Source organism: Azospirillum agricola, from assembly GCF_020005195.1.
Taxonomy (GTDB): domain Bacteria; phylum Pseudomonadota; class Alphaproteobacteria; order Azospirillales; family Azospirillaceae; genus Azospirillum; species Azospirillum agricola.
Genome location: NZ_JAIFZR010000002.1, coordinates 553,318 through 571,146, shown reverse-complemented (window position 1 = coordinate 571,146; position 17,829 = coordinate 553,318). Strand labels below are relative to the sequence as shown.

The following is a 17,829-nucleotide window of genomic DNA, read 5'->3' as shown; positions in this document are numbered from 1 at the left end:
CCTCTTCGAACCACTGGAGACGATGATGGGAAGTTTCAGCCTGATGCACTGGATGGTCGTGCTGGTGCTGGTCCTGCTGCTGTTCGGCGCCGGCAAGCTGCCGAGCGTGATGGGCGATCTCGCCAAGGGCGTGAAGTCCTTCAAGAGCGGCCTGAAGGATGAGGACGAGCCGCCGAGCAAGGCGCTGTCCTGAGAATCCGTGCCAGGGACGTTGTTTCGTCTTTTCTGAGGGTCGTCACGCCCGGCCTTGTGCCGGGCTTCCACGGCCGCAAATTGTCAAGGAAGGGTGGCACGTGGGTGACCGGGACAGGCCCGGTCATGACAGGCAGAGCAGGCGACGACAGGAAGAGCCGTCAAGCCTTCCGCGCGGTCGCCAGCATCCTTCCATAGACCACCGCGAATCCCAGAAAGGCGACGATCCAGGCGCCGCCGGCCAGCGGCATCAGCCGCATGGTCTCCTGCGGGGCCAGCGCCAGGACGATGCGCGCCACCGCCGCCACCCCGACCGCCGCATAGATGACGATGGTCGGCCAGGAGGCGGCGAGCGGCCGTCCGGTGTGGCCGAGCGTGGCGCGGGTCATGACCGCCAGAGTCATGCCGCCGACGGCGCCCGCCGTCCAGGCGTGCAGCGCCGCCGCGTCCTGCGCCGGGCCGCCGGCCAGCGCCGCCCAGCCGGCGAGCAGGAAGCCGGCCGGCACGAAGGCGTAGGCGCCGTGCAGCACCAGCACCAGCGGTTCGCCCAGCGTGCGGTGCGGCAGCCAGCGCGCCAGCCGCACCGCCTGCGCGACCCCGGCGGCGAGCAGGGGGAGACCGGCGAGGCGGGCGTCGAACCCCATCCCATCCCGCAGCACCCATCCGGCCAGGGCGAGCACGGCAAGCCCGGTCGCCAGCCTGTCATAGAGCGAGAAGGGCGCCGGCAGCCGGGCGGCCCCCTGCTTCTTCAGCCAGTTGCCGGTGAAGCTCGGGATGATCCGCCCGCCGACCAGCATGATCAGCGTCACCGTCGTCGCCACCGCCAGCCGAGCGCCATAGGCGCTGTGGCCGTAGCGCTCGACCTCCCAATGGAAGAGGCTCTGCGCCGCGATCAGCGCGGCGAGGACGCCGAGGACCTTCAGGTTTCGGTGGTTTCGCCCGGCGACGATCTCCCGCCCGAAGACGGCGGCCAGCGCCGCCGGGAACAGCAGGGTCGCCAGCGCGGTCGCCAGCGGCCCGAGTTCCGCCGACACCGCCATGCCGAGCCGCCCGGCCAGCCACGCGGCGAACAGCGCGGCGAGCGGCCAGCCGACCACCGGCAGCCGCCCGGTCCAGTTCGGCACCGCCGTCATCAGGAAGCCGGCGACGATGGCCGGCACATAGCCGAACAGCAGCTCGTGGGCGTGCCAGGCGACCGGCGGCCAGTCGGTCGGCAGGCTGACGAGGCCGAGGAACCAGGGCACCCAGACGGCGATCAGCCCGGCGGCGTAGAGCGCCCCGAACAGGAAGAAGGGGCGGAAGCCGAAGCTGAGGATGGCCGGCCCCCGCCAGTCGCGGGAACGCTCCATGGTGGTGGGGCCTGTGGGCTTGGCCGGTCCCTTCTTCTTGCTCAGCATTGGTCGCGGTCTCCCAGGCGTGGCGTCGACAGGAAGGGCCAGTAGGCGTTCAGCCAGAGCAGAAAGGCCCCCGCCCACAGCAGCGCCGCCAGCGCGTGCGGCGGGCCGGGGGGCGGTGGCAGGATGCCCAGATCCGGCAGCACGCGCAGCAGCGCCGCCGCCACCAGCATGAGGAAGGCATAACGCGCCGCCGCCGGAACGGGGAAGGTCCGGCCGGTGTGGAACAGCCCGGCGATGGCGAAGACCGCCAGCACGCCGAGCCCGAGCCCGCCCATCAGCGCCAGATGCAGGGCCGGCGTTTCGGGGAAGGGCGCGCCCAGCCGCGCGGCGCCGACCAGCAGCAGCCCGGCCCCGGCCAGCAGGCTCGACCCGGCGAGCGCCAGGATCTCGGCGCGCAGGATCTCGCGGCCGACGAAGGCCTCGGCGACGCGGTCGAGGAAGGCGGCCCCGGCGGCGATGGTCAGATAGGCGGTGACCGCCGGCGACAGCCCGGCGAGATCCCCGGCGACCGCGACGGCGACGAGGCCGGGGGCGAGGTTCAGCCGCCCCGGATGCGGCCGGTAGGGCGAACTCGCCTCGCTGGGGTCGAGCACGAGGTTGGTGACCGGCACGGTGACGCGCGCCAGCACGAGCCCGAGCAGCCCGAGGAAGATCAGCCCGGCGGCGTGCAGCCATGTCCGCGCCATGTCCGCGTCGCCGAGCGCCAGCGCGACGTTGGCGGCCGTTCCGGCGGCGGCCAGCGCGCTCAGCCAGAACAGCACGCCGAGCTGCCGGGTCGAGCGCTTGCGCCAGGAGACGGCGGCGACGTAGAGCGGCAGGGCGGCGAGCCACGCCGTGTCGGCCAGCGCCGCGACCCAGGCCAGCGCGTCGGCGCCGAAAAGCCCGACGATCCGCCCGGTCGCCCACAGCCCGGCCAGCGCGTAGAGCGCGCGGCCCTGGGGCCGCCGGCTGTCGGTCCATTCGGGAACCGCCGTGGTGATGAAGCCGATCAGCGCCGCGCCGAAGGAGCCGAGAATCATCTCGTGCGCGTGCCACAGGCCGGGGGGGATCGCGGTGGCGAAGGGCAGGTCGAAGCCGTTGACCACCGCCCACAGCAGCGGCCACAGGGCGGCGTGCAGGGCGGCCAGCGGGAAGAACAGCCGCAGCCCCTCGTCGCCGAGGATGCGGGCGAGGCCGGGGGCTGCGCGGGGGTGGGTCTGCAACATGGCGGGCGCGGTCATGGCAACCGCCTTTCGTCGACATCGTGGATGTGGCGGAACAGCGGGTCGTCGGCCAGCAGGCCGGCGACCAGCCGGTACAGCGCGGCGTCGTCGCGTCCGCCGGGCTCGCCGGGAACCGGGCGTTCCCCGGCGATGCCGCGCCCGTGGACGTCCATCACCGCGACGCGGTGGGCGACGCGCACCGCCTCCATCAGGTCGTGGGTGATGAACAGGGCGCCGAAGCGGGCTGTGGACGAGGCCGCGATCACCAGATCCTGCATGCGGCGCTTGAGCGCCACGTCGAGGGCGGTGAAGGGCTCGTCGAAATAGATCAGGTCGGGATCGACCGCCAGCGCCCGCGCGATGGCGGTGCGCTGGCGCATGCCGCCCGACAGCTCGACCGGGAACTTGTCGAGGTCGGCGAGGTCGAGCGCCACCCGGCGGGCGGCCTCCTCGGCCCGCTCGCGCCGCTCGCGGCGGGGCAGGCCGAGCAGCCGCAGCGGGTAGGCGATGTTGACCCGCGCCGTCGCCCAGGGCAGCAGGCGCGGGTCCTGGAACACCATGCCGTGGCGCCGGTAGCGCCGGGCGATTCGCCCGCGCGACGGCTCGACCACCCCGGCGGCGATGTGGACCAGCGTGCTCTTGCCGCAGCCGGACGGGCCGACCAGCGCCACCACCTCCCCGGCCGCGAGGCTGAGGTCGATCCCGTCCAGCACGGTGCGCCCGAGATAGGCGTGGCCGACCCCGGACAGGCTCAGCGAGGGATCGGGATCGGGGAGGGTGGCGGCGTTGGTCATGGCGTCAGAACCTTGCTTTCAGGCCGGCGTAGATGGCCCGCCCGTCGCCCGGCAGATAGACCGCCTGGGTGGGGGAGGCCTGGTCGACGATCAGGGTGGAGGAGGCGTAGGTCTTGTCGAAGATGTTGCGCGCCTCGCCATAGACGCTGACATGATCGGTGACGTCGTAGGTGGCGCGCAGGTCGACGGTGGCGTAACCCTCGGTGTAAACGCTGTTCATGTTGTCCACCGGCGTCTTGCCGGGGTACCAGTCGACCTCCGCCTGCACCGCCAGGGCCGGCGTGATGGCGTAGCGGGCAGTGGCGTTGACCACATGGCGGGGCGCGCCGGCCAGCCGGTTGTCGCCGCGCACCGGATCGTCGTGGAAACGGAAATCCTGGAAGCTGTAGGCGACCCGGCCGCTCAGGCTGTCGGTCAGGTTGGCCGACAGCCCCAGCTCGGCGCCGAGATGCCGGGTCTCGTCGGCGTTGACCGCCCCCAGCGAGGCGCCGGTGACGTCGCGCAGGCTCAACAGCTCGTTCTTCACCCAGGAATAATAGGTCCCGGCATCGACCGCGACGGAGCCGAGACGGCCGCGCCAGCCGGCCTCGACGGTGGTCGCCGTCTGCGCCTTCAGGTCGGGGGTGCGGAAGGCGCTGGAGACGAAGGCCGGCTGCGGCGGGTTGGGCCGGCCGGCGCTGCTGTTGGGGGTGCCGTTGACGGTGGCGATCAGGTCGTCGTGGGTCGGCGGCTCGAAGCTGCGGCTGACGGCGGCGAACAGCGTGTGGTCCGGCAGCGGCTTCCAGCTCACGCCGAGGCTCGGGCTGAAGCCGTCGTAGCCGCGGTCGTAGCTGGTGTTGCCGGCCGGGATCGAACCGGCGGGCAGCGCCACCGACGGGTTGGCCGGGTTGAAGGCGATGGTCGGCCGCCGCGCCGCGCCGAAGCGGTCCTCGTTTTTGCGGGTGGCGTGGGCGATGGTCAGGCCCGGCGACAGGGTGACGTCGGCGCCGACCGGCAGGTTGAGGCCGCTGTGGATCGCCAGCGTGGTGGCGTCCAGCCTGCTGCGCCCGAACAGCGCGCCCTGGCGGCCGGCGTTGTTCAGGTAATCCTCGCGGTCGGCCGAGCCGACGACGTAGCGCAGCGTCGTCTCGAACAGCGGCAGCGGCTGGCTCGGATCGGGGCTGTAGGCGTAGCGGGCGACGGCGGTGACGTCGCCGCCCTCGGTCTTGCGGATGCCCGACGAGATCGGGAAACGGAAGCTGTCGTCGGTGTGGGTGTAGCCCAGCGCGACGTCGAGCAGGTGCGCGCCGAAGGTCGCCGTCGTGCGGTTGCCGACGCGGAACTGCCTGGCCTCGCGCTGCGGCCGGTCGCGGACGACGTTGGGGCCGGGGTTGGTGGCGACGCCGTTGACCACGGTCGGGCCGGTGAAGACCCGTTCCGGGTTCGACTCCAGCAGCGACTTGGTCAGCGGGCCGGCGACGTCGAAGGACAGGTCGGTATAGCCGGCGAAGAAGCGGGTCGAGACGTTCTCCGTCAGCTCGGCGCCGACGTTGGCGTCGATTCCGGTGCGCTCGGAGCTGTTGTAATCGCGGAAGCCGTCGCGCCGGCTGCGCTGGAGCTGGATCAGCCCGTCCAGCGTGCCGGCGCGGCCGCCGGCCTGGGCGGTGGTGTTGAGCTGGCCGAAGCTGCCGCCCTCGACGCCCAGCAGGAATCCCGGGGCCGACGAGCCGGTCGGGGAGACGAAATTGATCGCCCCGCCCAGCACGCTGGCGCCCAGCCGGTTGGCGGTGTAGCCGCGATAAATCTCGGTGATCTCGGCCTGGCGCGGGTTTGCCAGCCCGACGATGTAGGAGCCGTCGGCGCGGTTCAGCGGCAGGCCGTTCTGCAAGGCGAGGATGCCGCGCTCGACGGGATTCTGCTGAAGGCCGGAGCCGCGGATCTGGATGCGCGGCTGGTCGTTGCCGCCGAAGAAGTTCTGCACCACGACGCCCGGCACCCCGGCCAGCGCGTCGGAGACGGTGACGTTGGCCTTGCCGGCGAGATCCTCGTCCACCACCAGCCCGGTGCCGCCGGGGATAGCCTCCAGACGCTTGCGGGCGACGGCTTCCGCGCTGGCCCGGCCCTCGACGGTGACGGGGGCGAGGACGACGGCGGCGCCCGGAGCCGCCGACTGGGCGTGGGCGGCCTGCGGCGGCGCCAGGACAGCGAGCGACGCGGCGGCGGCCAGACCGGCCAGCGCCGTCCCGGCGGCTTTCCGGCCGGCGTTCATCCTGCCGCCTTGCGGCTTCCGGCTGCTGTGCCCCCCGCTGTGCGCCCGTGTGATCATGATGCTGAAATCCCCCAAAACGGCCGTTTGCCGGCATTAATGCGAATGATACTCATTCGTATGTTAGCCGGTGCGGTCGGCGCCCGACTTGTCCGTGGTCAAGTCGGGGAGGAAAAAAGAAGGTGTGCGGTCGATTTTTCTAGAGGCCGTCCGGCTTCTGCCCGGCGACGAAGCGGGTGAGGCGGTCGCGCTCCCGGATGGCGATGTGCCCGCGCCGGGCCTCGACGCCCAGCGCCTTCATCCCCTTCAGGGTGCGCGACAGGGTGGAGGGGGTGATTGCCAGACGGGCGGCGATCAGGGTCTGGCCGATCGGCAGCTCGAAACGGCAGCCGTCCGCAGCGCCGTTCGCCGGGCAGTCTCCGCACATCTGGAGCAGCATGGCGGCGACCCGGCGCTCGATGGTCCAGCTCTTGAGATGCTCGATCTGCTCGACGAGGCGCTGCATCTGCCGGAAGGTCGCGGTGACGATCGACAGCCCCAGGCCGGGGTTGGCGGCGACCAGCGCGCGCAGCCGGGCGGTCTCGAAACGGGCGACGCGCAGCAGCGGCGAGGCGGCCTCGGCGCCGACCGGGTAGCGGGCGCCCTCGGCGATCAGCGCCTCGGCGAAGGATTCGCCCGGCCCGACGATCTTGATGACGGTGCGCACCCCGTCGCTGGTGTCGCGCGACAGCACCGCCCAGCCGTCGAGCACGACGAAGAAGGCGTCGGCCGGCTCGTCCTGGAAGAACAGGGATTGCCCCTCCGGCCGGGCGTCGCAGCGCGGCTCCCCGGCGATCAGGCGGAAATCCTCGTCGCCGAGCGAGGCGAAGACGCTCGCCGCGCGGATTCGGCGCCAATCCTCCGCGTTGGGACGGGTGGATGCGGAGGCGGGGCCGCTCACCGCTTCACCCCCCAGGGGCGGGCGGCGTTGCGCCAGCGGTCGAACTCGGAGCGCACCGGGTGGACCAGGACATACTCCACCAGGATCAGCCCGGCCACGGCGATCAGCACCCAGGCCAGCGCCTCGGCGACGTCGAGGTTGGCGCGGGCGGTCGCCAGCGCGCCGCCGATGCCGCCGGTGTTGGCGAGCAGCTCGGCCATCACCGCCACCTTGAAGGCCGAGCCGAGCGCCACCGTCAGCGCCGGGAACAGGAAGGCGGCGACGTGGCGCAGGCCGAGCGTGGTCAGCCGGGCCAGCGGGCCGGCGCCGAAGGCGCGCGCCATGTCGTCGAGCCCGCGGTCGCGGGTGACGGCGCCCTCGGCGACGCCGACGAAGACCACCGGGGTGGCGGCGACCAGCACCGTGGTGATGATGGTGCCGTCGGTGGAGCCGAACCAGATCATCGCCAGCACGATCCAGGCGATCGGCGGCACGCCCAGCAGCACGGTCAGGATCGGCCGCGCCAGCCGCATCGTCGCCGCCGAATAGCCGGCAGCCAGTCCCCCCGCCGCTCCAACCAGGGCGGCGAGCGCGAAACCCTCGACGGCGCGCAGCGTCGTCTGCCCGGCGAGCGCCCAGGCGGCGGGATCGGCGGCGATGACCGCGCCGGCGGCCAGCGTCGCCAACGGCGCCGGCAGGATGAAGTCGCCGTAGCGCTCGTGCCCGGCCTGCCACAGCGCGGCGAACAGGGCCAGCCCCGCCAGCCCGGCCCAGCCCGACCACAGGAACTGCCCGATCCGGCCGATCCGGTCGAGAAACATGGGAAGGATTGCCCGAACCATCGCCTTGGCCATGACGCGCCTACAGGTAGAAGTCGGCGGCGGGCAGCGCGCCGCCGATGATCCTGGGGTCGAACTCCGCCACCGCGCGGAAGACGGACTCCAGGGACTCCCGCGCCGCGCTGGCGCGCTGGCAGACGAGGCGGGAATGGGGGATCGCCTGCTCGATCACCGGCCAGGGCAGGGAGAGCGGGGCGGCGGCGTCGCTCGCCGCCCGCGCCGGGTCGGCGTTGACCGAGGCGGTGGCGGCGGCCAGCGCCGCGTGCAGCGCCTCGACGGCCGGAGCGTGCTCCACCAGGAAGGCGGCGGAGACGCCGAGCCCGGCCTGCGGCAGGTCGGTGCCGAGGCCGGTGGCGGTTCCCCACGCCTGCTGGACGTCGAGCACCCGCGTCACCGTCTTGCCGGCCTGCCCGGCGCGCAGGATGGCGGCGGAGGCGGCCGGCTCGGGCAGCAGGGCGGCGTCGGCGCGGCCGGTGACGAGAAGCTGGATCGCCTCCATCGGCGTGCCGGTGAACTGCACCGCGACCCCGGCCCCGCCGGGCGCGGTTTCGACGGCGAGCTTTTCGGCCGCCAGCAGCCGGCGGAAGACGAACTCCGGCGTGTCGTTGCGGAAGGGCAGGGCCACCGTGCGCCCCTTCAGCGCGGCGACGGAGGAGAGCGACGGGTCGGCCGACACCAAGTGCAGCAGCCCGTTGGTCATCACGTTGACCAGCCGGACGCCCAGCCCCTTGTTGAACAGGTTGGCGGCGGACTGGGTGGGCAGCACGAAGGTCCGCATGGTGCCGGAGGTCAGGCCGGCGCGCAGCTCGTCGGGGGTGCGCCAGGCCTTGAACACCACCTTGTCGGCGACCGGGCGCAGCAGGCCCGACGCGATGGCGTGGACCAGCGTGATCGAGGGGCCGGCCGGCGGCCCCCACAGCGTCAGTTCCGGCAGCGGCGCGGGGGCGGCGGCGAAGGCGGAACGGCGCGCCGGCACGGCCAGGGCGGCGCCGAGGCCGGCGAGCGCGGTGCGGCGGGTGATGCGGAGCATGGCGGCGTCCATCGGGCGAGAGGGAGTGCGAGCGTTCGGTCCTCGCTGGCACTCTCGCTGGCTGGACGGGCGACGCTGACGGGTTGCGCCCCCGCGCGGAGAATCCACGCGAAGACCCGGCCAGGGCAACACAATTCCGCGGCCGGGTCTTTGTGGAAGCGCAAACTACTCCTCGAAGGCGGCGTCCTCGGCCACCGCCGACGCCTCGGTCCCGTCGGCGACATGGACTTGGCAGTCGGCGGCGGTCAGCACGTCGAGCAGCTCCGGCGGCGGCAGCCGGTCGGTGAAGAGGTCGTCGAGCACGCCGACGTCGGCCATGCGGATCATCGCGTTGCGGCCGAACTTGGTGTGGTCGGTGACGAGGAACACCCGGCGCGAGCTTTCGATGATGGCGCGGGCGACGCGGACCTCCTGCTCGTCGTAATCCAGCAGGTCGCCTTCGGAATCGATGCCGCTGATGCCGATGATGCCGATGTCGACCTTGTAGCGGCGGATGAACTCGACCGTCGCCTCGCCGATGATGCCGCCGTCGCGCTCGCGCACCTGCCCACCGGCGATCGACAGGGCGAAGTTGGTGTTCTTGTGCAGGATGGTCGCGACGTTCAGGTTGTTGGTCAGCACCCGCAGCCGCTTGTGGCCGAGCAGGGCCTGGGCCACCGCCTCCGTCGTCGTGCCGATGTTGAGGAACAGCGAAGCGTCCTCCGGCACATGGCGGGCGGTCAGTTCGGCGATGCGGCGCTTTTCCTCGGCCATCAGGGTCTGGCGGGTGGTGTAGGCGATGTTCTCGACGCTCGACGGCACGGTGACGCCGCCGCGGAAACGGCGCACCGCCGACTGGCCGGCGAGCAGCTCGATGTCGCGGCGGATGGTCTGCGGCGTGACGTCGAAATGCTCGGCCAGCCACTGGATCTGCACCATGCCCTTGGCGTGGACCAGGGCGACGATCTCTTGCTGGCGGCGTTCGGCGTCCATGCGCGCGTCCATAGGCTGGCGTCTCCGGCGGGGGGCGGTGGGGCGCTCACTGAATCAGATGCGCGGAATGAGGCAAAGCGAAAACGCGCGGCGCCCGGCGCAACGCAGCCGGGCGCCGTCCGGCGGCCTGGGCACCACCGTAGGCGCGAATTGTTCGTGATACAAGCGTGTTCCTTTGCGAATGTGGACGCGCATTGTGTGAAAAGGCCGGAGCGCGGTGCGGAGCCCATCACGGGCCGCCCAGCCATGCCGGAGTGGGGTGCCGGCTTGCGGAATTCAGCCCTGAGTAAGCGCGTATGATGGCAAAAGGACGGACGGAAACGAGCCGATTCCCGTCCATATTTTCCATAGGCAAAAGCCCGCTTTGGGCGTAGCCTCGACGCATGATCCGTTGAACAAACATTTTCCTTTTCAGACGCAAACGAACATCGTATGTTCCGAAACGAAAGTGGCCGCGCCTTCCACAGGCCGACACGACACGGAGAGGAACTATGGCAAACGCTTCCAACGCGGGATCCGGCGATGCGGTCGATCTGCTGATCGTCGGCGGCGGCGTGAACGGCGCGGGAATCGCCCGCGACGCGGTGGGGCGCGGCCTGTCGGTGCTGCTGTGCGAACAGGGCGACCTCGCGGGCGCCACCTCCTCGGCCAGCACCAAGCTGATCCATGGCGGTCTGCGCTACCTCGAATATTACGAGTTCCGGCTGGTGCGCGAGGCGTTGCAGGAGCGCGAGGTTCTGTTGCGCGCCGCTCCGCACATCATCTGGCCGCTGCGCTTCATCCTGCCGCACGACCACAACCAGCGCCCGGCCTGGATGGTGCGCATCGGCCTGTTCCTTTACGATCATCTGGGAAAGCGCAAGCTGCTGCCGGCCTCGCACGGGGTCGACCTCACCAGCCACCCGGTGGGCCGCCCGCTGGCCGGCGGCTTCACCAGGGCGTTCGAATATTCGGATTGCTGGGTCGAGGACAGCCGTCTGGTCGTGCTCAACGCCATCGACGCGCGCGAGCGCGGCGCCCAAATCCTGACGCGCACCCGCTGCGAAAACGCGGCGCGGCGCGACGGCGAGTGGGTGGCGACGCTGGTCTCGACCGAAACGGGGGAGACGCGCACCGTGTGCGCCCGCGCGCTGGTCAACGCCGCCGGCCCCTGGGTGCGCGAGATGCTGACCCGGCGCACCGGCGTCACGGTCGACAAGTCGGTGCGGCTGGTCAAGGGCAGCCACATCGTCGTGCCGAGGAAATTCGAGGGCGACCACGCCTACATCTTCCAGAACGACGACCGCCGCATCGTCTTCGCCATCCCCTACGAGCGCGACTTCACGCTGATCGGCACCACCGACCTCGACTACGCCGGCGATCCCGGCGCCGTCGCCATCAGCCCGGAGGAGATTTCCTATCTCTGCCGCGCGGTGTCGCGCTACCTGAAGACCCCGGTCGTGGAATCCGACGTGGTGTGGACCTACAGCGGCGTCCGCCCGCTGTTCGACGACGAGAGCGGCAACGCGTCCGCCGTCACCCGCGATTACGTGCTGGAGATGGACACGCCGGCCGGCGGGGCGCCGATGCTGTCGATCTTCGGCGGCAAGATCACCACCTTCCGCCGGCTGGCGGAGGAGGCGACCGACAAGCTGCTGGCCGCGCTGGGGCGCAGCGGCGGAAGCTGGACCGCCGATTTCCCGCTGCCCGGCGGCGACATCGCCGGGGCCGACTTCGCCGGCTTCCTCGCGACCTTGCGCCGCCGCCACCCCTGGCTGTCCGAGCCGCTGGCCCTGCGGCTGGCGCGCGCCTACGGCACGCGGGTGGAGCGGCTGCTGGACGGGGCGGCCGGCCTCGCCGACCTCGGCCATCACTTCGGCGGCGGGGTGTACGAGGCCGAACTCGATTACGCCGCGCGGGAGGAATTCGCCGTCACCGGCGACGACTTCCTGTGGCGGCGCTCCAAACTGGGCCTGCACCTGGACGGAACGATCCGGGAGGCCATCGGCGACTGGTTCGACCGGCGCCGCAACGCGGCGGCCCCGCCCGAAGCCGGGCGGCGGTCGATGGGAGGACAGCGGTGACCGTCACACTCGACGGCGTGACCCAGAAGGTCGGCGCCGAGCAGCATCTCCACCCCCTGTCGCTGGAGCTTCAGCCGGGGACCTTCAACGTCCTGCTCGGCCGCACGCTGGCCGGCAAGACGACGCTGATGCGGCTGATGGCCGGCCTCGACGCCCCCGCCTCGGGCCGGGTCTACGAGAACGGCAAGGACGTCACCGGCGCTTCCGTGCGCAGCCGCGACATCGCCATGGTCTACCAGCAGTTCATCAACTACCCGGCGATGACGGTGTTCGAGAACATCGCCTCGCCGCTGCGCCGCCAGGGCAAGCCGGCGGCCGAGATCGACCGCAAGGTGCGCAGCACGGCGGCGATGCTGCGCATCGACCCCTACCTCGACCGTCTGCCGGCCGAGCTGTCGGGCGGCCAGCAGCAGCGCTGCGCCATCGCCCGCGCGCTGGTCAAGGGCGCCGGCCTGCTGCTGCTCGACGAGCCGCTGGTCAACCTCGACTACAAGCTGCGCGAGGAGCTGCGCGCCGAACTGCGCGACATCTTCGCCGACGGCAAGACGACGGTGGTCTACGCCACCACCGAGCCGCAGGAGGCGCTGACGCTGGGCGGCTCGGTGGCGGTGCTGCACGAGGGGCGGCTGTTGCAGACCGGCCCGACCGCCGCCGTCTTCCACGCCCCGGCGACCGAGGAATGCGCCGACGTGTTCAGCGACCCGCCGATGAACGTGGTCGAGGCGATCCTGACCAACGACCGGGTGGCGCTGGCCGACGGCACCAACCTGCCGCTGTCGTCCCACGACCGCAACCTGCCGGCCGGCCCCTGCCGGGTCGGCATCCGGGCCAACCACCTGACGGTGCTGCGCCGCTCCGACCGGCTGGTGCCGATCCGCGGCCGGGTCGAGCTGTCGGAGATCAGCGGGTCGGAGACCTACATCCATCTGCGCCATGGCAACACCACGCTGATCGCGCGCGAGGACGGGGTGCACACCCACCCGATCGGTTCGGAGATCCAGGTCTACGCCGATCCCGACCGCGTCTTCGTCTTCGCCACGGACGGCCGTCTCGTCGCCGCCCCGCACGGCCGGCGCGGCCTGCTGCGCAACATCGCCTGAGGGGGCCGGGACCATGGCGACCATCCATTTCGACAATCTCGGCCATTCCTACCACCCGCACCCGAGCAAGCCGGCGGACTACGCGCTGCGCCGCCTGTCGCAGGAGTGGGAGGACGGCAAGGCCTACGCGCTGCTCGGGCCCTCGGGCTGCGGCAAGTCCACGCTGCTGAACATCATCTCCGGCCTGCTGGTGCCGAGCGAAGGGCGGGTGCTGTTCGACGGGCTCGACGTCACCCGCTGCACGCCGGAGGAGCGGAACATCGCCCAGGTGTTCCAGTTCCCGGTCATCTACGACACCATGACGGTGTACGAGAACCTCGCCTTTCCCCTGCGCAACCGCAAGGTTCCGGAACCGGACGTCGACCGCCGGGTGCGGCAGGTCGCCGACGCGCTCGACCTCACCGCCGATCTCAGCAAGCGGGCCAAGCGGCTGACGCCGGACGCCAAGCAGAAGATCTCGATGGGGCGCGGGCTGGTGCGCTCGGACGTGGCGGCGATCCTGTTCGACGAGCCGCTGACCGTCATCGACCCCCACACCAAGTGGATCCTGCGCCGCAAGCTGCGCCAGATCCACGAGGAATACCGTCTGACCATGATCTACGTGACCCACGACCAGGTGGAGGCGCTGACCTTCGCCGACAAGGTCGCGGTGATGCACGAGGGCGCCATGGTCCAGCTCGGCACCCCGCAGGAGCTGTTCGAGAATCCGCTGCACACCTTCGTCGGCTACTTCATCGGCAGCCCCGGCATCAACCTGATGCCCTGCACGCTGGGCGGCGACCACGCGCTGGTCGAGGGCATCGCCATCCCGCTGCCCGACCGCGCGATCCCGCAGGTGGGGGGCCCCCAGATCGGTGGAAAGTTCGAGCTGGGCATCCGCCCGGAGTTCGTCGAGCTGACCCGGACCGGCACCGGCGGCGCCATCCCGGTGCAGGTGGTGGGGGTGGACGATCTCGGCACCTCCAAGCTGGCGACCCTGCGGATGGGCAGCCAGACGCTGAAGGCGCGGCTGTCCGAGGACCAGGAGATCCCGGCGCTCGACGCCGCCATCCGCTTCCCCAGCCGGTGGACCAAGCTCTACCGCGACAGCCACCTCGTGTCCTAAGGAGCCGGCACCATGGATAAGGTCCAGGACAACCGGGCTTGGTTCCTGATCATCCCCGTCTTCGTCATCGTCGCCTTCAGCGCCATCCTGCCGCTGATGACGGTGGTCAACTACTCGGTCCAGGAGATCTTCGGCCCCGGCCAGACCTTCTTCGTCGGGACCGAATGGTTCCAGGCGGTGCTGGCCGACGAGCGGCTGCACGACGCGCTGGTCCGACAGATCGTCTATTCGCTGGCGGTGCTCGCCATCGAGATCCCGCTGGGCATCGTCATCGCGCTCGGCATGCCGGGCGGGCGCAGCGCCAAGACCTCGCTGACGCTGGTGCTGCTGGCCCTGCCGCTGCTGATCCCCTTCAACGTGGTCGGCACCATCTGGCAGATCTTCGGGCGCGGCGACATCGGGCTGGCCGGCGCCACCTTCCGGGCGCTGGGGATCAACTACAACTACACCAGCAACTCGCTCGACGCCTGGGTGACGGTGCTGGTGATGGACGTCTGGCACTGGACCAGCCTTGTCGCGCTGCTGTGCTACGCCGGGCTGCAATCGATCCCGCCGGCCTTCTACCAGGCCGCCAAGATCGACGGCGCCTCGAAATGGGCGGTGTTCCGCTACATCCAGCTGCCGAAGATGCGGGGCGTGCTGGTGATCGCCGTGCTGCTGCGCTTCATGGACAGCTTCATGATCTACACCGAGCCGTTCGTGCTGACCGGCGGCGGCCCCGGCAACTCCACCACCTTCCTCAGCCAGTATCTGACGCAGATGGCGGTCGGGCAGTTCGACATCGGCAAGGCCGCCGCCTTCTCGATCATCTACTTCCTGATCGTGCTGCTGTTCAGCTTCGTCTTCTACACCGTCATCATGCGCACCGGCGAGGGAGATAAGCCATGAGCAAGGTTGCCGCCCTCTCTCCGGCCGCGCTCGCCACCCCGGCCAACATCCGCCGCTCCTCGGCGCGGGTCTCGCGCCGGACGGTGATCCTCGTCCTCTACATCGTCTTCCTGATGCTGCCCATCTACTGGATGGTCAACATGTCCTTCAAGACGAACGAGGAGATCCTGTCGGGCCTGACGCTCTACCCGCACAACCCGACTCTGCGCAACTACGCCACCATCTTCACCGATCCGAGCTGGTACAGCGGCTACATCAACTCGATCCACTACGTCACGCTGAACACGGTGATCTCGCTGCTGGTGGCGCTGCCGGCGGCCTACGCCTTCTCGCGCTACCGCTTCATCGGCGACAAGCACGTCTTCTTCTGGCTGCTGACCAACAAGATGGCGCCGCCGGCGGTGTTCCTGCTGCCCTTCTTCCAGCTCTACTCGACGGTCGGGCTGTTCGACACCCACATCGCCGTGGCGCTGGCCCACTGCCTGTTCAACGTGCCGCTGGCGGTGTGGATCCTCGAAGGCTTCATGTCCGGCGTGCCGCGCGAGATCGACGAGATGGCCTACATCGACGGCTACAGCTTCCCGCGCTTCTTCACCACGGTCTTCCTGCCGATGATCCGCGCCGGGGTCGGCGTCACCGCCTTCTTCTGCTTCATGTTCTCGTGGGTCGAGCTGCTGCTCGCCCGCACCCTGACCTCGGTCGACGCCAAGCCGATCGCCGCGACGATGACCCGCACGGTCAGCGCGTCGGGCATGGACTGGGGACTCCTGGCCGCCGCCGGCGTGCTGACCATCCTGCCGGGCGCGCTGGTGATCTGGTTCGTCCGCAACTACATCGCCAAGGGCTTCGCCCTGGGCCGCGTCTGAGGGAATCGCGACCATGGATTTCCAATGGATGGCGTGGACGCTGCCGACCGCGCTCTTCTTCGTCGGCATCGCGGTGATGCTGGCGGCGATGACGGTGTGGGAGCTGGTCTCCCCCACCGCCGAGGCCAAGGGCTTCCTGCCGATGCGCACGACGCGCGGCGACCGCCTGTTCATCGGGCTGCTGGGCAGCGCCTTCCTCCATCTCGGATGGCTGGCGGCGACCGATGCCACGCTGTGGGGGGCGCTCGCGGTCTCCCTGCTGTGGACCGCCTTCGTCATCCGCTTCGGCTGAAACAGGGGAGAACAACCCTTTCCCAGGAGGGAAAAGGGCAAAGACGATCAGGTTCAACGCTCGACCCAACCAAAGACGACCCAAATGGGAGGAATCATGCTTCACGACACGAAAAAGGATCCCAGCCTGCGCCGCCGCCTGACCGGCGCGGTGATGGCCGGCGGCATCGGCGTGCTGCTCGCCATGGGCTCGGCCGCTCCCGCCGCGGCGCTGACGCCGGACCAGGAGGCCGTCGCCAAGAAGATCATCGAGGAACTCCAGCCCTCCACGCTCTCCAAGGAGGAGCAGATGAAGGAGCTGGAGTGGTTCGTCAAGGCGGCCGAACCCTTCAAGGGCATGGACATCAACGTCGTCTCCGAGACCCTGACGACGCACGAGTTCGAATCGAAGACTCTCGCCAAGCTGTTCAGCGACCTCACGGGCATCAAGCTGAAGCACGACCTGATCCAGGAAGGCGACGTCATCGAGAAGTTGCAGACCCAGATGCAGTCGGGCCGCAACGTCTACGACGCCTACATCAACGACAGCGACCTGATCGGCACCCATGTCCGCTACGGGCAGGCGGTGGCGCTGTCCGACTTCATGGCCGGCGAGGGCAAGGACGTCACCCTGCCGACGCTCGACGTCAAGGACTTCATCGGCACCAGCTTCACCACCGGCCCGGACGGCAAGCTCTACCAGCTTCCCGACCAGCAGTTCGCCAACCTCTACTGGTTCCGCGCCGACTGGTTCGCCCGTCCCGACCTGAAGGAGAAGTTCAAGGCCAAGTACGGCTACGAGCTGGGCGTCCCGCAGGACTGGTCGGCCTATGAGGACATCGCCGAGTTCTTCACCAACGACGTGAAGGAGATCGACGGTGTGCGCGTCTACGGCCACATGGACTACGGCAAGAAGGATCCGTCGCTCGGCTGGCGCTTCACCGACGCGTGGCTGTCGATGGCCGGCGCTGGCGATAAGGGCCTGCCCAACGGCCTGCCGGTCGACGAATGGGGCATCCGCGTCGAGGGCTGCCGCCCGGCCGGCGCGTCGGTCGCGCGCGGTGGCGACACCAACGGCCCGGCGGCGGTCTACTCGCTGACCAAATACATCGACTGGCTGAAGAAGTACGCCCCGCCCGAGGCCGGCGGCATGACCTTCTCCGAGGCCGGCCCGGTGCCGGCGCAGGGCGCGGTCGCCCAGCAGATCTTCTGGTACACCGCCTTCACCGCCGACATGACCAAGCCCGGCCTGCCGGTGGTCAACGCCGACGGCACGCCGAAGTGGCGCATGGCCCCCTCGCCGCACGGCCCCTACTGGGAGCAGGGCATGAAGCTGGGCTACCAGGACGTCGGCTCCTGGACCCTGCTGAAGTCGACCCCGACGGAACGCCGCAAGGCGGCGTGGCTCTACGCCCAGTTCACCGTGTCGAAGACGGCCTCGCTGAAGAAGACGCTGGTCGGTCTGACGCCGATCCGCGAGAGCGACATCAAGTCCGACGCGATGACGGCGGCGGCGCCCAAGCTCGGCGGTCTGGTCGAGTTCTACCGCAGCCCGGCCCGCGTGGCGTGGTCGCCGACCGGCACCAACGTGCCGGACTACCCGAAGCTGGCGCCGCTGTGGTGGCAGAACATCGCCGAGGCGGTGACCGGCGAGCGCACCCCGCAGCAGGCGATGGACAACCTCGCCGACCAGATGGAGCAGGTGATGGGCCGCATGGAGCGGGCCAACATCGGCGGCGAGTGCGCGCCGAAGCTGAACCCGAAGAAGGACCCCAAGGAGTGGTTCGCCGCCCCCGGCGCCCCGAAGGCCAAGCTCGACAACGAGAAGCCCAAGGGCCAGACCATCGCCTACGAGGACCTGCTGAAGGCCTGGAAGGAAGGCCGCGCCCAGTAAGGGGCCTTTGATTTCCCTCTCCCGTCTCGGGAGAGGGCGCAGAGCCGACGGCC

16 protein-coding genes are annotated in these 17,829 nt (G+C 70.3%); 8 read left to right on the top strand and 8 right to left on the bottom strand.

Features of this window, described 5'->3' with window-relative positions; translation table 11 throughout:
- The first annotated feature begins 22 nt into the window (after positions 1-22).
- Entirely contained in the window at positions 23-193 is a 171-nt protein-coding gene (locus JN22_RS05435; RefSeq protein WP_396021887.1) for a twin-arginine translocase TatA/TatE family subunit, read from the top strand.
- Between the two features lie 160 nt (positions 194-353).
- Here JN22_RS05435 and JN22_RS05430 read toward each other — a convergent pair whose 3' ends face one another.
- From JN22_RS05430 to JN22_RS05395, 8 genes are all read right to left on the bottom strand, one after another.
- Positions 354-1,589, bottom strand: a complete 1,236-nt coding sequence (locus tag JN22_RS05430; protein WP_085552932.1) for an NnrS family protein — start codon at positions 1,587-1,589, stop codon at positions 354-356.
- The gene (locus tag JN22_RS05425) at positions 1,583-2,809 is read right to left on the bottom strand and encodes an NnrS family protein (protein ID WP_085552931.1); all 1,227 of its coding nucleotides are present in this window, start codon (positions 2,807-2,809) and stop codon (positions 1,583-1,585) included. The genes JN22_RS05430 and JN22_RS05425 overlap by 7 nt, the downstream gene beginning before the upstream one ends.
- Entirely contained in the window at positions 2,806-3,585 is a 780-nt protein-coding gene (locus JN22_RS05420; RefSeq protein WP_085552930.1) for an ABC transporter ATP-binding protein, read from the bottom strand. The genes JN22_RS05425 and JN22_RS05420 overlap by 4 nt, the downstream gene beginning before the upstream one ends.
- 4 nt (positions 3,586-3,589) lie before the next feature.
- The gene (locus JN22_RS05415; protein ID WP_085553444.1) at positions 3,590-5,890 is read right to left on the bottom strand and encodes a TonB-dependent receptor family protein; all 2,301 of its coding nucleotides are present in this window, start codon (positions 5,888-5,890) and stop codon (positions 3,590-3,592) included.
- A 139-nt stretch (positions 5,891-6,029) separates the two neighbouring features.
- On the bottom strand, positions 6,030-6,770 hold the full coding sequence (locus JN22_RS05410) for a Crp/Fnr family transcriptional regulator (RefSeq protein WP_179166045.1): 741 nt from the start codon (positions 6,768-6,770) through the stop codon (positions 6,030-6,032).
- The gene (locus JN22_RS05405) at positions 6,767-7,570 is read right to left on the bottom strand and encodes an ABC transporter permease (protein ID WP_223677586.1); all 804 of its coding nucleotides are present in this window, start codon (positions 7,568-7,570) and stop codon (positions 6,767-6,769) included. The genes JN22_RS05410 and JN22_RS05405 overlap by 4 nt, the downstream gene beginning before the upstream one ends.
- Positions 7,571-7,610: 40 nt before the next feature.
- Positions 7,611-8,618 carry an ABC transporter substrate-binding protein gene (locus tag JN22_RS05400; protein WP_085553442.1) on the bottom strand — a complete coding sequence of 336 codons (1,008 nt, stop codon included), beginning with the start codon at positions 8,616-8,618 and terminating at the stop codon, positions 7,611-7,613.
- Between the two features lie 165 nt (positions 8,619-8,783).
- The gene (locus JN22_RS05395) at positions 8,784-9,602 is read right to left on the bottom strand and encodes a DeoR family transcriptional regulator (protein ID WP_085552929.1); all 819 of its coding nucleotides are present in this window, start codon (positions 9,600-9,602) and stop codon (positions 8,784-8,786) included.
- A 479-nt stretch (positions 9,603-10,081) separates the two neighbouring features.
- On the opposite strand from JN22_RS05395, the gene glpD reads away from it, so the two are divergent.
- The 7 genes from glpD to JN22_RS05360 all read left to right on the top strand — a co-directional run bounded on the left by glpD (position 10,082) and on the right by JN22_RS05360 (position 17,776).
- The gene (gene glpD / locus JN22_RS05390) at positions 10,082-11,653 is read left to right on the top strand and encodes a glycerol-3-phosphate dehydrogenase (protein ID WP_085552928.1); all 1,572 of its coding nucleotides are present in this window, start codon (positions 10,082-10,084) and stop codon (positions 11,651-11,653) included.
- Positions 11,650-12,753, top strand: a complete 1,104-nt coding sequence (locus JN22_RS05385; protein ID WP_085552927.1) for an ABC transporter ATP-binding protein — start codon at positions 11,650-11,652, stop codon at positions 12,751-12,753. The genes glpD and JN22_RS05385 overlap by 4 nt, the downstream gene beginning before the upstream one ends.
- A 13-nt stretch (positions 12,754-12,766) precedes the next feature.
- Positions 12,767-13,858, top strand: coding sequence for an ABC transporter ATP-binding protein (locus tag JN22_RS05380; protein WP_085552926.1), 1,092 nt, complete (start codon positions 12,767-12,769; stop codon positions 13,856-13,858).
- Between the two features lie 12 nt (positions 13,859-13,870).
- The gene (locus JN22_RS05375) at positions 13,871-14,746 is read left to right on the top strand and encodes a carbohydrate ABC transporter permease (RefSeq protein ID WP_085552925.1); all 876 of its coding nucleotides are present in this window, start codon (positions 13,871-13,873) and stop codon (positions 14,744-14,746) included.
- On the top strand, positions 14,743-15,612 hold the full coding sequence (locus JN22_RS05370) for a carbohydrate ABC transporter permease (protein WP_179166044.1): 870 nt from the start codon (positions 14,743-14,745) through the stop codon (positions 15,610-15,612). The genes JN22_RS05375 and JN22_RS05370 overlap by 4 nt, the downstream gene beginning before the upstream one ends.
- A gap of 13 nt (positions 15,613-15,625) precedes the next feature.
- Positions 15,626-15,904 carry a DUF2160 domain-containing protein gene (locus tag JN22_RS05365; RefSeq protein ID WP_085552924.1) on the top strand — a complete coding sequence of 93 codons (279 nt, stop codon included), beginning with the start codon at positions 15,626-15,628 and terminating at the stop codon, positions 15,902-15,904.
- 96 nt (positions 15,905-16,000) lie between these two features.
- Entirely contained in the window at positions 16,001-17,776 is a 1,776-nt protein-coding gene (locus JN22_RS05360) for an ABC transporter substrate-binding protein (protein ID WP_223677585.1), read from the top strand.
- Positions 17,777-17,829: the final 53 nt, after the last annotated feature.